The sequence below is a fragment of the Granulicella cerasi genome, assembly GCF_025685575.1.
Taxonomy (GTDB): Bacteria; Acidobacteriota; Terriglobia; order Terriglobales; family Acidobacteriaceae; genus Granulicella; species Granulicella cerasi.
This window is the reverse complement of record NZ_JAGSYD010000002.1, coordinates 451150-466277: the sequence shown is the minus strand read 5'-3', so window position 1 is coordinate 466277 and position 15128 is coordinate 451150. Positions and strand designations below refer to the sequence as shown.

General features: G+C 61.4%; 9 protein-coding genes. 5 read left to right on the top strand and 4 right to left on the bottom strand.

From position 1 onward, the window contains the following. The first annotated feature begins 104 nt into the window (after positions 1–104). From OHL11_RS07480 to OHL11_RS07470, 3 genes are all read left to right on the top strand, one after another. The gene (locus tag OHL11_RS07480) at positions 105–815 is read left to right on the top strand and encodes a PGN_0703 family putative restriction endonuclease (RefSeq protein ID WP_263370875.1); all 711 of its coding nucleotides are present in this window, start codon (positions 105–107) and stop codon (positions 813–815) included. A 121-nt stretch (positions 816–936) separates the two neighbouring features. Next, positions 937–1944, top strand: a complete 1008-nt coding sequence (locus tag OHL11_RS07475) for a formylglycine-generating enzyme family protein (RefSeq protein ID WP_263370874.1) — start codon at positions 937–939, stop codon at positions 1942–1944. 173 nt (positions 1945–2117) lie between these two features. Further along, a complete protein-coding gene (locus OHL11_RS07470; protein ID WP_263370873.1) occupies positions 2118–5441 on the top strand; it encodes an Ig-like domain-containing protein in 3324 nt (1107 codons plus the stop codon). Positions 5442–5477: 36 nt separating this feature from the next. Here OHL11_RS07470 and OHL11_RS07465 read toward each other — a convergent pair whose 3' ends face one another. The 4 genes from OHL11_RS07465 to OHL11_RS07450 all read right to left on the bottom strand — a co-directional run bounded on the left by OHL11_RS07465 (position 5478) and on the right by OHL11_RS07450 (position 12067). Next, complete coding sequence (locus OHL11_RS07465; RefSeq protein WP_263370872.1) at positions 5478–7019, bottom strand: ABC transporter substrate-binding protein; 1542 nt, start codon at positions 7017–7019, stop codon at positions 5478–5480. Next, entirely contained in the window at positions 7012–8214 is a 1203-nt protein-coding gene (locus tag OHL11_RS07460) for an anhydro-N-acetylmuramic acid kinase (protein ID WP_263370871.1), read from the bottom strand. The genes OHL11_RS07465 and OHL11_RS07460 overlap by 8 nt, the downstream gene beginning before the upstream one ends. Then, positions 8211–10913 (bottom strand): DNA mismatch repair protein MutS, encoded by a 2703-nt coding sequence (gene mutS, locus OHL11_RS07455; RefSeq protein ID WP_263370870.1) that lies wholly within the window; start codon positions 10911–10913, stop codon positions 8211–8213. Before mutS ends, OHL11_RS07460 begins: the two co-directional genes overlap by 4 nt. 65 nt (positions 10914–10978) lie before the next feature. Next, entirely contained in the window at positions 10979–12067 is a 1089-nt protein-coding gene (locus OHL11_RS07450) for a Gfo/Idh/MocA family oxidoreductase (RefSeq protein WP_263370869.1), read from the bottom strand. A 191-nt stretch (positions 12068–12258) separates the two neighbouring features. Here OHL11_RS07450 and OHL11_RS07445 point away from each other — a divergent pair, with 191 nt between their 5' ends. Continuing rightward, entirely contained in the window at positions 12259–13791 is a 1533-nt protein-coding gene (locus OHL11_RS07445; protein WP_263370868.1) for a TolC family protein, read from the top strand. A 2-nt stretch (positions 13792–13793) separates the two neighbouring features. Beyond that, a complete protein-coding gene (locus tag OHL11_RS07440; RefSeq protein ID WP_263370867.1) occupies positions 13794–15122 on the top strand; it encodes an HlyD family secretion protein in 1329 nt (442 codons plus the stop codon). The last annotated feature ends 6 nt before the right edge of the window (positions 15123–15128 follow it).

Here is a 15128-nt window from a genome sequence, read left to right as displayed (position 1 = left end):
TACCAGTCGGCGGAGGCATCCGAGCCGAACTGAGCTACCGCGCCCTAAGTTTCGCTGCGGAGCGTCGCCTTCTACATGCTTGCACAGACGGCAATACTCCCAGCGTGATCTTCGGGCTGGACGAGGATGGCAGGCACGGTAATTTCCATCACGAATCCTACGCGCAGATCCGTGCTTCAACCGATTGGAAGCGTCGCCTCGAAAAATCTCATACGGCGTACAAGCGCTCACGCGCCCGCGCTGACTGGCCATGGAGAGAGTTGGACTGCGCCAATAGCTCAGATGCCCTCTTGATGAACATATTCTGTCATCCTGGAACGATCGTTGAACCGCAGGTGCAGGCGATGCTCGGACTGGAATCGCCCGTAACCCCGGTGTTTGGATTCAAGCCGCGTACACCTCTCCGTGGCGGGAAGAGTGACAACACCGAGATCGATATGAAGCTGGATCATTTGTTGGTCGAGGCGAAGCTCACGGAGTCCGACTTTCAATCCGCGAAGACAAGCTTGGTTCATCGCTATCGCGACATCGAGATCGTCTTCGACGTAGCCGATTTGCCGGTTATAGCGGGCCGCTACAGCGGCTACCAACTCATCCGCAGCACTCTCGCCGCCTATGCCGCACATGCTTCCTTCTGCGTGCTTTGTGATGCTCGTCGCGCCGACCTTATCGAGAAGTGGTATCGCGTGATGCGCGCCGTACATCTTCCTAACTTCCGTCATCGTCTCCAGCTTCTTACGTGGCAGGAACTCGCTGCAGCGCTTCCAGCATCTCTGCAGGTGTTTCTTGCGGAGAAGTATGGAATTGCGGCTTGAAGGATCGCTGCAGATGCCAGAAGGCTGAGTGCGGAGTTTCTTGTTCTCTGGCACAGCTCTGGGCGACCTCTTTCCGCCGCCGTGTTGGAGCGCCCCACACCGAATGCAATAAGCTTGTGGTGTGTACGAGTCGACCGAAAACGAGCCATTGAAGATCGTGAAGAAGGGGTGCTGCACCCCTTCTTCCGAGCGCACAGAAGTGACTGCGGCCCCCAAGGTTCTCATAGCTGCGGAGCGGTCGCAGGAAGAGCGCCTGGCGGATATGGTGTTTCTTCCCGGTGGCACGTTTCTCATGGGTACGGACTACGCGCAAGGCTTCGCTGCCGACGGCGAAGGCCCGGTGCACGCTGTCACGCTCGACCCTTTCTATATGGACCGTCACACGGTGACGAACGCTGAGTTTGCGCGCTTCGTCGATGCGACGCAGTACAAGACAGAAGCGGAGCACTTCGGTTGGTCCTTTGTGTTTTGGTCCCATGTGCCCAAGCGCCGCTTCACGGAGCTTGTGAGGGACACGGTCGCCAGCGCGCCCTGGTGGTGCGTTGTTCCGGAAGCTACCTGGCGCTCGCCGGAAGGGCCGGGAAGCGATATCGCATCGCGCGCCGACTATCCCGTGGTGCATGTAAGTTGGAATGACGCGCAGGCCTACTGCGCCTGGGCCGGAAAGAGTCTTCCTACGGAAGCGCAGTGGGAGTATGCAGCGCGCGGCGGCCTGGAGCAGAAGCTCTATCCCTGGGGCGATCAACTTCGTGTCAACGGCGAACATCGCTGCAACATCTGGCAGGGCGAGTTCCCGCGCGAAGATACTGCGGACGATGGTTACGCGGGCACCTGCCCGGTCGAAGCTTTCCCGCCCAATGGCTACGGCATCTATTCCATGACCGGAAACACGTGGGAGTGGTGCGCGGACTGGTTCGCGATAGACGCACATGCAACATCGGTGGAGCGCAATCCGCAGGGGCCGACCTCGGGTAGTGGACGCGTGATGAAGGGGGGCTCCTTCCTTTGCCACTACTCCTACTGCAACCGTTATCGTGTTGCAGCACGCACGCAAAACACGCCAGACAGCGCTACCGGGCACATGAGCTTTCGGTGCGTGGTCAACGGCGTTTCGCCGCAGGCCGAGTAGCGCGCTCGCAGCGTCCGTGGCTCGTGTTTGATAAAGACTTCCGTGTGATCAACCCTTCAGCATGATTCATTTCCATCGTGCAGAAGTCGCTACGTTTGATAGCACCTTTGGTGTCTCTCTGTTCCTGCGAATCGCTGGCTATAATCGCGTTCGCACCTCGGAGAATAACGGCCATGAAGCACATTGGTTTCCGCCCCGCGCAGGTTTGTGGAAGCGCTCTCGCGCGCCTCGGCCTTTTTCTTCTCCTGCTGTCGCTCGCATTCACTGGCTCCGCGCAGACCATCACGCCGCAGGAAAGCACGATCCTCGTCGCACACCCGAAGAAGATCGGCATCAATCTCGGCGGTCCGACGTACTACGGTGCCGGAGAGCTCTACAAGAACCTGATGTGGCGAAATCCGGGTTTCGAGCCGGACCTCTATCGCGACAAGTTCGTAGCGATGGCCGACGCTACCAGCACGACCTTCATCTCTCCGAATCTCTACGACCCCGTCGTAGCGAACTTCTGGGCAGGCGGCACCTTCAAGCTCTATCGCGGAGCACCGAAGGCCCTCGTATGCTCTGGCTCTATCGCGTCGAACACCATCGCTGCCAACAACGCAGGCCCTACGTACACCTTTGCCTCTGCGTGCTCTACGCCAGTCGTCAAAGGCGACGTGATCGTGTTGCGGAAGTCTATCGACTGCACTCCCGAAGAAGATTGGGAAGGAAGCCACGCAGGTTGGTGGGCGGAAATCTCCAACGGTGGCAGGATCGGCTCCGACTGCGCTACGCAGTATGAGGGACAGCAATCGATCGTGCTCGATGCAAGCCCGTCGGGTTCGACCGCAGGCGTGGTCGCACACATTGATACCGCTGCCTGGGTCACCGGCTTGCTGATCAACGGGCAATACACGATCAGCGGACACTATAAGACGATTGGCAGTGCAACGCTCACGGTCAACGTGAAGCGCAACGTCACTGGCGCTGCGGGCAACCCGCTGTCTTGCACTTCGCAGAGTTTTCCGGCTGCGCCTACGTGGGCCTCGTTCTCCTTCAACTGCACCGGTGCAGAGACCGCTCAACTCGCGCAAGGCGATATCACCGTTGAAATGCTCGCGCAGGGTGGATTTGTTGAGCTCGACGACGTGTCGTTTCAAAAGACCACGACCGATGCGACGAACACCACACCTTTCCGCGATGAAGTCGTGAATGCACTGAAGCAACATTGTGCGGGTGCCTCGCTCACGGGTGTCCCCTGCGAGCTGCGCGACTGGGCAGGGCAGAGTGCGGACGAAATCGAAAACACGATTCTTCCTCTCTTCGAGCGCCAGCCAGCAGTCAACTCCACCGGTTATGACTACGCGGGCGGGCAGGGCTATGCGAGCGAGAAGGTTGGCTTCACCGAGTTCCTGCAGCTTTGCGAGGCCATCGGCGCTGAGCCTTACTACGCACTCCCGGAGACGACCGGCGCTGATGAAGGCGCGTGGTGGATCGACTACCTCAACGGCTCGCCCGCAACGACGATGGGCGATCTACGTCTGGCGCAGGGCCACGGCACCTCCTGGCTCAGCATCTTCCCGACGATTCACCTCGCGATGGGCAACGAGAACTGGAATGAAGGTGGCGCTGGCGAGGGCCTTGGCTATCGCGCTGACGCGCCTGATTACTACTACGACTACTCGACCGATGCGGCAGGTGTGTGGGGATCCATGCGCAGCTCCGCGTCATGGCCCAGTGGCGGCGCAGGCATCGACCTCATCCTGGGCTTTCAAGACGGCAATGTGAACTATGGCATCGTGGAAGCGATGACGCGCACCGGCGCCAACAGCGGCGAACTCGCGCCGTACACGCAAGCGTACGTGGGAGACGTCGCACCACTCTCCGCGCTTTGGAATCCTCTGATGTATGAAGTGGTCGCGAATACAACAAACTCCGCGGCCACGTTCTATCAGCAAGGCAACGCCATCAAGGCCTATGGCAAGCTCAACGTCTACGAGTTCGACAACAGCACGACGCAAGGTACGTCTGCTGTCACGCAGTCCGTGCTCGACAGCTTTACCGATGCTGCAGGCTATGGCACAGCGACAGCACTGCAAGGTTTGCAGCACCTTTCTTTCGGCATCGTCGATCAGAATTTCTTCTCGCTCAGCGAGTACTACACCAGCGGTCCGAATGGTAACGTGACGCACAACTGGGGCGCGTTCGTTGATCTGGGGGGTGCGACGAATGCGCCACGCCCGCAAGAGTTGGGAATGCAGATCGCGAACGCGGCCATCATCGGTCCGATGTATAGCTGCCCCGTGGTGAATCCCACAACCTATACTCTCGCCGCAAACCATAACGGCCTCGGCTCCTCCGGTACGCCTACGGCGAGCGGCATTCCACAGGAGTATGCGTTCTGCTTTCAGTCGGGCACACAGCGTTCCATGATCGTCATCAACGTCGACATCGCCAACGCTCACACCATCGCCTTTGCAGGCACATCGGCGCCGAGCGGTAGCGTGTCGGTCACGCGTTACGCGCCGTCGAGCATCTCCGCTCGCAACGAAGCTGCTGGCACTGCGAACACAAACCTCTATCCGCAGAGTGTCGCGCTCAGCGGGGCATACAGCGTCACGAATCCTACGAGCGACTCTTTGCCGCCTTACTCGATCACGCGCTACGACTGGACTTCGTCCACCGTTGCGGCTACGGCAACCTCAACATCCTTGACGACAACCGGCAGTACTTCGGTGGCTGGTTCGTCGGTAACGTTGACTGCAACGGTCGATGCCGCTGCAGCAACAGGTCTCGTGACCTTCAGCGATGGCGGCACAACGCTCGGTACAGCAGCGCTCGCCGCAGGCAATGCCGCCTACGCCGTGAATGCAATCACTGCAGGCACACACAGCTTCACGGCGGCATATAGCGGCAACGTAAACTACGCACCCAGCACCTCGTCCGTTGCCACGGTGACTGCCTCCACTCCTGTTACATCCACTGCACCAGCGACCTCGATCTTATCGACCAGCTTCCGCGAGCATGTTGCGCGTCACGCGATCAACGGCACAAAGCCCGCACTCGCTCCTGCAGGCGCTGTGTGGAACGATCCGAATGGCGACTGGAGTTTCCATGCGGGTAGCGGCATCGTCTCGTCGACTCCTGACCTCAGTAATCCGCTGCTCATCGACGTAAAGCGCGCCGACTTTACCGCGACTACCAGTGCCGCTACCTACGGTGCCAAGGTGCTCTACCGCTACACCGACCTCGACAACTATCTCTTCACGGTCAGCTATGCCGGAGAGATTGATCTCTACTCGCGCATAGCAGGCCTGGAGACCACACTTGCCACGATCTATCCGGCGAACACCGCCTGCGCGCTTTCAGTAACGCTCGCCGGCACAATCGGCACGCTTTCCTGCGGAGGTCAAACCGCCTCTGCGGTAATCCCATCGACGCTACCGGCGTCCACGAACATCGGCTTCATGAGTCCAGCGGCGAAGTTCGTCTTACGCTCGCTCCAGGTGACGCCGTAACCTGGCATCGGCATCAAGCGGATGTTGGAATGCAAGCTACTTCTGCTGGCGCAGCTTTGCCGATCGTAAGAAGCTGAAGCTGCCGCTCGCGTCTGGTTGCACGTCAACCACACGTTGCGAGTGCAGCACCACGTTGCTCGGATACCACAGCGGAATGGAGGGCAGATCCACCGCAAGAATCTTCTGCACCTCTACATACAACGCACGCCGCTGCGACTCATCCGTGGCTGCAGCGGCCTGTTTCAGAAGAGCATCGACGCGATCATTGCGGTAATGTCCGCGATTGCCACCCTTCGGCGGAAAGCTAGCCGAGCTATACGCATAGCGGAAGATGTCGGGATCGAGATTCGACGCGCCTGTCCAGCGCAGAATGTACATCTGAAACGCGCCGTGGGTGATGTCCGCATAGAACGTGCCAAACTCCGCCGGGCGAATCGCCATGGCAATGCCCGCTCGACGCAACTGCTGTTGCACCGCTTGCGCAAGTACGCGCGTCATCTCATCGGTAGAAGTCTTCAGGGTGAAGCGCAATCGCACGCCGTCTTTGTCCGGCTTCAGCCCAGCTTGATCGAGTAGCTCCATCGCGTGCTTCAACGAGTGTGGATACTGCTGCAGATCGCGATCGCTCGCACGTGCCCAGTGTCCCGGAGGAAGCAGCGAATCCGCCTCAATCGCTTTGCCGTGCCACAACGTGCTGATGATTGCAGGCTTATCGAGCGCATAGGCAATCGCCTGCCGCACGCGTACGTCGCTCAGTGCCGGGTCCGCAACATTGAACTGCGCATAGATCACCGTCGTGCTCGGTGTGGATGATGCTTCGATACTCGGAGTCTTCTCGAGAGCCGCGACCTCATCGAGCGTGATGGCATTCGCTTCAACGTCGGCGGAGCCACGCTTCATCTCCAGCGCCATCGTGATTGCATCGGGCACCACGTCAAAACGCAGCCGCGGTATGCTCGCTCCTTCACCCCAGTAGGCGTCATGACGCTCAAGTACCACGTCCTTGTCCTGCGTTTGCGAAGCAAAGCGGAACGGCCCGGTCCCTACGGGATGCAAGCCTTCATCGCGTCCAGCGCCATCGCGCACCACGCCGAAGAGTCCATCCGACAAATTGAACAACAGACTCGCATCCGGCGCGCTCGTATGCACGATCATCGTCAGCCGATCAGGCGTTTCGATGCTCGCTATCTTCGCGTATGCACTGGCCTTCGCGCTGACGAGCGCTCCATTCGACATCGAGCGCAGGGTCCACGCCACATCGCTCGACGTCATGATATGTCCGTCATGAAAGTGCACATTCGGCCGAAGGTGGAAGACCCAGGTGTTGGCATCCTGGCGTTCCCAGCTCTGCGCGAGCCACGGCTGCAGATGAAACTGTGCATCGCGATGCACAAGCGGCTCGTAGATCAGCGCGCCTACGCGCTCAGACTGCGCGTCTGTGCCTTGCCGCAAATCAAGATTATTCGGCGAAGACTCGATGAGAAAACGAAGCTCTCCCGGAGTGCGCTTGTTCGTAGAGCAAGCGGTCATGGCGAGCAAGCAAAGCGATGCAAGTGTCACGCGCAACGAACTACGCATACGTCACCTTGCCCAGCACAACCTCTCGCGCTGCGCCGGTCGCTGTGCGCACGTTGCCCGGCATCTTGTGCCATGTCAGCCATCCCAGCAACGCAAACGCCGCGGCTTCCTTGGCTTCAATGGGCAAGCCCACATCTTCCGTTGTCTTCACGCGAACGCCGAAGAAAGCGAAGCGATCCGCGAGCATCTGCATCAGCGTCGCATTGCGTGCGCCGCCTCCTGCCACCAGCAGCTCAGTGCTCTTCGCGAGCGGTGCGCTCTGTCCAAGATGCGGCCACACGAACTTCACATAGGCATCGACGATCGTCTGTGCCGTAAACGCCGTCGCGGTCGCCACGCAGTCTGCATGGGATGCATCGGGCAACTCGCACGCCTTACGGAAACGCTCGACGAACTCGACACCAAACTGCTCGCGGCCGCAGGACTTTGGAGGTGCGGCGTCGAAGTACGGCATCGCGAGTAAGGGCTTCAACACCTGCTCCAGAACCTTGCCCCTGCGTGCCGTCGTGCCGTTCCGATCAAACGCCTTGCCTGTGAACTGCGCCATCAACGCATCGATCACCATGTTCGCCGGCCCCGTGTCGAACGCCATCACGTCGTCGAGTTGCGCCGCCGCAGGAATCGCCGTTACGTTCGCGATTCCCCCGAGATTCAACAACACGCGGTTGCGTGTGGCGTGGCGAAACATCACGTAATCCAGCATCGGTACGAGCGGCGCACCTTGTCCGCCTGCGGCAAGATCCGCCGGACGGAAATCTGAAAGCACCGGCAGGCGCAGCCGCTCCGCAACCACGCTTGGCTCGCCCATCTGCCAGGTCGAACGCGTCGGTGCTCCGAGAAATTTCGTCGCTGTAGATTGGTGATAGATCGTCTGACCATGAATCGCGACGAGGTCTGCGTTCAAAGCTGCATCCTGCAGCGTCGCTTCTACCGCATCGGCATACAGCGCGCCGAGTCGCCAGCTCAACTGCGACAACTCCGCTACCGAAACGCTCGCCGCATTCATTGCAGCGAGAACGCTCTTCCGCACCGCCGCCGAATAGGGAAACGCACGATGCGCGAGCAGCTTCAACTTCGGCAGCTGCGTCTTCGCGTCAAAGCTCACGCGGCAAACCGCCACGTCGATGCCGTCCGCGCTTGTGCCACTCATCACACCAGCGACGACCATGCTCTTCGGCTTCACTGCCTGCTTCATGCGCCGCCCTTCAGTTCGCTTTGCAACTCGGCGAGCAGCGTCAACGCTTCACGCGGCGTCAGGTTGTCAATGTCCGTCAGCTCGATGCGATCGACAATGCGCTGCGAGAGCGGCGTGAACATCGTCATCTGCATCTGCGGCGCCGCGTCCTTCGTCGGCAACGCATCGCGCACTTGTTGGGACTCTGCCTTCTCATGCAGCTTCAAGACCTCACGCGCGCGCTGCACCACCGCAGGCGGCAAGCCTGCGAGCCGAGCAACCTCGATACCGTAACTCTTGTTCGCAGCACCTGCTTCTACCGTGTGCAGGAAAACGATGCCGCCCGAAGATTCACGCACCGTCACGCGCACGTTGCGCAAATGATGCAGCCGATCGGCGAGCAGCGTGAGCTCGTGATAATGCGTCGCGAAGAGCGTGCGCGCTCCAATGCGATCATGCAGATGCTCGACTGCGGCCCACGCGAGCGAGAGGCCGTCGTATGTTGCGGTACCGCGTCCCATTTCATCGAGCAGCACGAGGGAGCGTGAGGTCGCAGTGTTGAGGATCGCGGCGGTCTCGGTCATCTCCACCATGAAGGTGGATCGGCCGCGCGCTACGTTATCGCTCGCGCCGATACGCGTGAAAACTCGGTCGGCGAGGCCAAGCTTCATGCTCTCCGCCGGCACAAACGAGCCGCAGTGCGCCAAGATCGTGAGCAGCGCAGCCGTGCGTAGATATGTTGACTTACCGCCCATGTTCGGGCCGGTGATGAGCAGCAGCGAAGGGTCTTTGCCTGCGTCATCCGAAGAGCAGAGGTGCAGGGAGTTCGGCACGAAGCGGCCGCTGCCGGTCTCTTCCATGCGGCGTTCGATCACTGGATGCCGCGCGTTCACCAACTCAAGGATGCCGCTATGGTTGACCTCTGGCTTGGCCCAGCCGCGCAGTGCGGCAACGTGCGCAAAGCAACCGAGCAGATCGATCTCTGCGACGTGGCGCGCCGCTTCACGAATGCGATGCGCGGACTCGAGTACCTGCCGACGAAGCTCGCCGAAGATGCGCCGTTCAATTTCAGTCGAGCGTTCCTGCGCGGTGAGGATCTTGGTCTCCAGCTCTTTCAGCTCAGGCGTCGTAAAGCGCTCGGCGTTCACAAGCGTCTGCTTGCGCTCGTAGTCCGCAGGCACTGCTTTTGCGTTCGCCTTTGTCACTTCGAGGTAGTAACCGAAGACCGAGTTGAAGCGAACCTTCAAGGAGCTGATACCCGTGCGCTCGCGCTCGCGCTCTTCGATGGCCGCGATGCGTTCACGGCCAGAGGTCGAAAGTCCGCGCAGCTCATCCAGCTCGGCATCAACGCCAATGCGGATGTAGTTGCCGTCGAAGAGCGCGACCGGCGGCTCGTCGACCAGCGTGCGTGTAATCATCTCGTATAGGTCGCTGAGCGGATCGAGCGCCGCTGTGAGCGCAGCCCAACGATTGCCGTTATCCCCGAGATCTGCCGCAGCCACACGCACACCGGGCAGTCGCGCGAGCGTTGCGCCGAGCGCTACAAGATCACGCGGCCCTGCAGAGTCTAATGCCACGCGCCCCAGCAGGCGTTCCATGTCGAGGACGCCATCGAGAGAGCGCCGCACCTCTTCGCGCCGACGAATATCCGCAGCGGCAAGGCCGACCGCATCAAGTCGCGCTTGAATCGCGTCGAGCGATTGCATTGGCCTCAGCAACTGCGCCCGCAGCAGGCGCTTGCCCATGGGTGTCATGCAGGCGTCGAGCGTGTAGAAGAGCGTCGTCTGCGGGCCTTCGGAGGAGAAGAGCGGTTCGACAAGCTCGAGGTTCCGCACGCTCACCGCGTCGAGTTCGAGGCAATCGCGCTGCTCGTAGTAGCGAATCGTGTCGAGGTGCTCGAGCGCGCCTTGCTTCGTCGCGCGCAGGTAATGCACGATAGCGCCTGCAGCCGTTGCCGCAGCCGCGTGGTTGCCTAACCCCATGCCATCCAGCGAGTGCACGCGAAGCTGCTGTTGCAACAACGGGATCGCGTACTCGTCGTGGAAGACCCACTCTTCGAGCTCCGATTTCGAACCCGCGATGAGCGTGGTTCCGGCGGAGCCTTCTTCCCTGCGTTCAGCCTCGAAGCTCGCCTGCGCCGCGTCCACCGCCAGCCCGCGTGCGGAGAGCACTTCAGCCGGGTTCATGCGCGAGAGTTCATCGAGCGCCATCGGCCACGCCTGCGCGCCGGTAAACTCCGTTGCGCGGAAGTCGCCGGTCGACAAATCCATCGATGCCACGCCGATGCAGACATTGGTGCCGGAGCCGATTGTCGCCAGCGAAGCCAACCACTGCGACTCGCTCGCTGCGAGCGTTGCGTCGAGCGCTGTGCCCGGCGTCATCACGCGCGTTACTTCGCGGCGCACCACGCCCTTCGCCTGCTTAGGGTCTTCCATCTGCTCGCAGATGGCGACGCGAAAGCCGAGCCGCAGCAATCGTTGCAGATACGTTCCGGCTGAGTGATACGGCACGCCGCACATCGGCACGGAGCGCGCCTTGTCGCGTGCGGTAAGGGTCAACTGCAGCTCGCGCGAGGCCACGACCGCGTCTTCGTAGAAGAGCTCATAGAAGTCGCCCATGCGGAAGAAGAGCAACGCATCAGGGTGCGCGTCCTTCGCCGCGCGGTACTGCCGCATGGCGGGCGAGAGCGTTTCCGGTGGTGGCGCGGCGATTGTGCTCATGCGCACTCAGGATATCGCCGCGCGCGGTGTGGATAGCTGGTCCGAAACTGCTCGACCGTGATCCACTACAGCTCAACCGCCAGGGTACGACGCTCGCGACTGGAGGCCAACGCCAGCTCCAACAGTCGTGCGACGCGGAAAGCGTCCTCTGCCGGGATCGCGAGCGGGGCCTCGCCTCGCACCGCATCACGCACGCTTGCGTAAAAGCGGCGGTAGTCGCCGGTCTCCGTGCGCAGCGGCGCGGTCTTCAGCGAGGCCGGATCGCCTGTCTCGTCGGAGACCGTCAGCCGCCCCCAGGCGGACTCCGGCTCATCCAGCCAAGGCTCTGCAGACTCGGTCGGCGGCACTTGCGCCCCTCCGACCAGCGCCGGTTCCTGCGGGTCAACCCCGTGCTTGACGTAGCTTCCGCGCGTACCCTGCACGACGAAGCGCGGCTGCGGCTCGGCAGAGAGCAGCGTGGCCTCGCAGGTATAGCGCAACGCGGGCTGGTCGTACTCGAGCACCACGGTAAAGGCGTCATCGATCGCAGTTTGGTCGCGCTCGCGGCGGACCGAAGCGGAGACGCGGGCGGGAGTGCCGAAGAGGGCGAGCGCCTGATCGACAACATGCGGCCCGAGATCAAAGAGCAGGCCGGTATCGTCGCCGCTCGCTTCTTTCCAGCTGCCTGCGCGGGGTTCAGGACGGAAACGCTCGAAACGCGAGAAGATTTGCGCCACGCGGCCCAGAGCTCCCTCCGCCAGCAGTTTCTTCACGGTAAGAAAATCACCGTCAAAGCGACGGTTGTGGAAGGGCGCGAGCACCTTGCCTTGCACCTTGGAGAGGTCGATGAGTTCGCGCACCTGCGCTGAGGTTCCGCACATCGGTTTGTCGACCACGACGTGCTTTCCCGCTTCCAGAGCGGCCTTCGCCAGCGGGAAGTGTGTCTCGTTCGGCGTAGTGACCGCGACGAGATCGATCGACGGATCGGCGAGCATCTCTTCAGAGGAGCGAAAAATCGTGGCCGAGGGGTACGCTTCTGCGGCGGAGTCGCCACGGCGCTGCACGATTCCGGCCAGCTCCAGCCCCGGAACTGCGCTGACAAAAGGGCAATGAAAGACCCGGCCACCAAGGCCAAATCCCACGACGGCGACGCGAATCGGCAGGGAATTGCTCATGTCGCCCAGTCTACCGCTCTGTCCTCCGGGAGCCCCGGCCGCAAGATCTGAGGAAATCTTCACTTACTTTTTGCATACCTTTGCCTCCTTTCAGCATCTTCTAAGGGACGGCCCTATTTCTCACGGTTCAACCTGCCCGTTCCGGGCGATTGGGCGAACCAGTGGGCAGGCCACCATTTACGATGAACGATATGTCTGAAAATATTCACCGAGTGACCGCGAGGCCCAACGCCCGTCTGTGCGCCGTGACGCTTGCCGTCATGGCTGCTCTGAGTGCGTCTGCCGCCGCGCAGACAGGCGGCCCGGGTTCTTCGCAGGGATCAGGTGCCAGCTCCGGCAGCGCCATCCAGCAGGTCCAGGGCATCCAGCAGCAGCTTTCGCAGCCCGGCCCGTCGGTCACGCCGACGCAGGGATCGAACGACCCGAGCTACAAAGGGTCGATCGTCCGCGATAAGGCGACGCAGGACGTCCTCGCCCTGACGATCGATGACGCGATCCAGCGCGGCCTGAAGAACAACCTCGGCCTGGTGCTGCAGAGCTCTTCGCAAAAGCAGGCCAGTGGCGAGCGCCTGCAGCAGCTCCAGCAGTTGCTGCCGACCGTGACCGCCGCCGCCACCTATACGGTGGAGCAGGTGAATCTCGCGGCTTACGGCCTGAAGTTCCCCGGCATCAACCCGATCATCGGACCCTTCCAGGTCTTCGACTTCCGCGCCTATCTGACGCAGAACCTCATCAATGTGCAGTCGATCAACAACTACGTTGCCGCCAAGCACAACTTTGAGGCTGCCAAGCTGACCGCGCAGGATGCTCGCGACCTCGTGGTGCTCTCCGTGGGCAACGCCTATCTGCTCTGCATCGCCGATCAGGCCCGCATCAACGCCGTTCAGGCTGAGTTGCAGACCGCTGAACTCTCGGCCAAGCAGGCACGCGACAACCACGCAGCCGGCACCGCGCCGCGCATCGATGTGCTTCGTACGCAGGTGGACGTGCAGACGCAGCAGCAGCAGTTGATCTCGACGACGAACTCGCTCGAGAAGGACAAGCTGGCTCTGGCGCGCGTGATTGGTCTGCCGCTTGACCAGAAGTTCACGCTATCGGACTCGGCTCCTTATAAGACATTGGAGACCCCTGACCCGAACGCGGCTTTCCAGTCTGCGCTCGCGGCTCGCAAGGATCTCGCTGCTTCAGCGGAAAAGCTGAAGGCTGCGGAGTCGGCCAAGAAGGCTGCGGTGACCGAACAGCTTCCGGCGCTCAGCTTCTCCGGCGACTACGGTGACCTCGGAACGACGCCGGCTCACTCGCACGGCACCTTCACCGCGCAGGGCACCCTCAGCACCCCGGTGCTGCAGATCGCCAAGATGCACGGTGACCAGGATGTTGCACAGGCCCAGTTGGACCAGGCGAAGGCCTCGTACTCGGACCAGGTGCAGCAGGTGAACGCGGATGTTCGCGACGCCATTCTGGATATTCAAAGCTCGGCCAAGCTGGTGGATGCAGCGCAGAGCAATGTGGAACTGGCTCGTGAAGCCCTCAGCGAAGCGCAGCAGCGCTTCCATGTGGGTGTCGCGGACTCGCTCCCCGTTTCGCAGGCGCAGACGCAGTTCCAGCAGGCCAACGATCAGTACATTAGCGCGCTCTACCAGCACAACATCGCGAAGCTTGCATTGGCTCGTGCGCTGGGTGTAGCGGCAACGAATTCGCAGGATTATCTCGGAGGAAAGTAAGCGTGGCGGATAATAACGATCAGCATCAACAACAGCCGGAAGGTGCGCAGACCGCGCAGATCTCAGGCACCGTCCAGATCCAGCCGCAGGGTGGAAACGCCCAGCAGGGCCAGCCGCAGGACGGCAAGAAGGATCAGCAGCCTGAGGAGACACCGGAGAAGAGCTCCAAGCGCAAGGCGATCATCTTGATCGTCGTCGTGCTGCTCGTGCTCGGCGCGGGCTTCTTCTACTGGCGCTCGACCTTCACCGAAGACACCGATGACGCACAGGTAGACGGCGACCTCTTCCAGGTCAGTGCCCGTGTGGCCGGACAGGTCATCCACGTGGACGTGACCGATCAGCAGATGGTGAAGGCTGGCGATCCGATCGCCGAGCTCGACCCCAAGGATCTGCAGGTTGCCCTCGAGCAGGCTGAAGCCAGCCTTGCAACGGCGCAGGCGCAGTACATACAGGAGTCGGTCAACGTGCCGATCACCGGCGTGAACGTCCGCACCGATGTGCAGACCTCGAACACCGGCGTGGCGAACAACGTGGCCACCGTGCAGCAGGCCCAGGCGAATGCCGAGGCCGCTCGCTCGCGCATCGCGCAGGCTAAGGCCAACGCGCTCAAGGCGAAGATCGACGTCGATCGTTACACGCCGCTCGTTGCCAAGGACGTGATCTCCAAGCAGCAGTTCGATCAGGCTGTGGCGACGGCGACCGCAACGCAGGCTCAGTTGGACGAGGCAGAACGCTCGGCAGCCGCTTCGCAGCAGCAGGTCACTGCAGCTGAGGCCCAGCTCGCTCGCGCTCAGGCGCAGGACGTACAGTCCCGTCAGAACGCTCCGCAGCAGGTGAAGGTGCAGCAGGCGAAGGCCAACGCAGCTCTCGCATCGGTGCAGCAGGCTCAGGCGAAGGTCGATCAGGCTAAGCTGAACCTCTCGTACGCGAAGATCGTGGCTCCCATCGACGGCATCGTTTCGAAGAAGAACGTAGATGTCGGCGAGAACCTTGGCGTGGGTCAGGACCTCCTGACGATCGTGCCGCTCAGGAACCTCTGGGTGACCGCGAACTTCAAGGAAACGCAGCTTGCCAAGATGCAGAAGGACCAGAAGGTCGACATCGAAGTGGATGCCCTCGGCGGCCGTCACTTTGAGGGCAAGATCACGCAGGTGGGCGGTGCTACGGGTTCGCGCCTCAGCCTCTTCCCGCCGGAGAACGCTACCGGCAACTATGTGAAGGTGGTGCAGCGTATCCCCGTTCGCATCGACTTCACGAACCTGGATAAGGAGAACGGCGACAACGCACTTCGCCCCGGCATGAGCGTGGTCCCCAGCGTTCACATCAAGTAAATCCAG

What these genes read in the sequence shown, in the direction of transcription:
- OHL11_RS07470 (WP_263370873.1), top strand. Translation starts at nt 2,118, where the DNA reads ATGAAGCACATTGGTTTCCGCCCCGCGCAGGTTTGTGGAAGCGCTCTC.
- OHL11_RS07465 (WP_263370872.1), bottom strand. Translation starts at nt 7,019, where the DNA reads ATGCGTAGTTCGTTGCGCGTGACACTTGCATCGCTTTGCTTGCTCGCC.
- OHL11_RS07460 (WP_263370871.1), bottom strand. Translation starts at nt 8,214, where the DNA reads ATGAAGCAGGCAGTGAAGCCGAAGAGCATGGTCGTCGCTGGTGTGATG.
- mutS (WP_263370870.1), bottom strand. Translation starts at nt 10,913, where the DNA reads ATGAGCACAATCGCCGCGCCACCACCGGAAACGCTCTCGCCCGCCATG.
- OHL11_RS07450 (WP_263370869.1), bottom strand. Translation starts at nt 12,067, where the DNA reads ATGAGCAATTCCCTGCCGATTCGCGTCGCCGTCGTGGGATTTGGCCTT.
- OHL11_RS07445 (WP_263370868.1), top strand. Translation starts at nt 12,259, where the DNA reads ATGTCTGAAAATATTCACCGAGTGACCGCGAGGCCCAACGCCCGTCTG.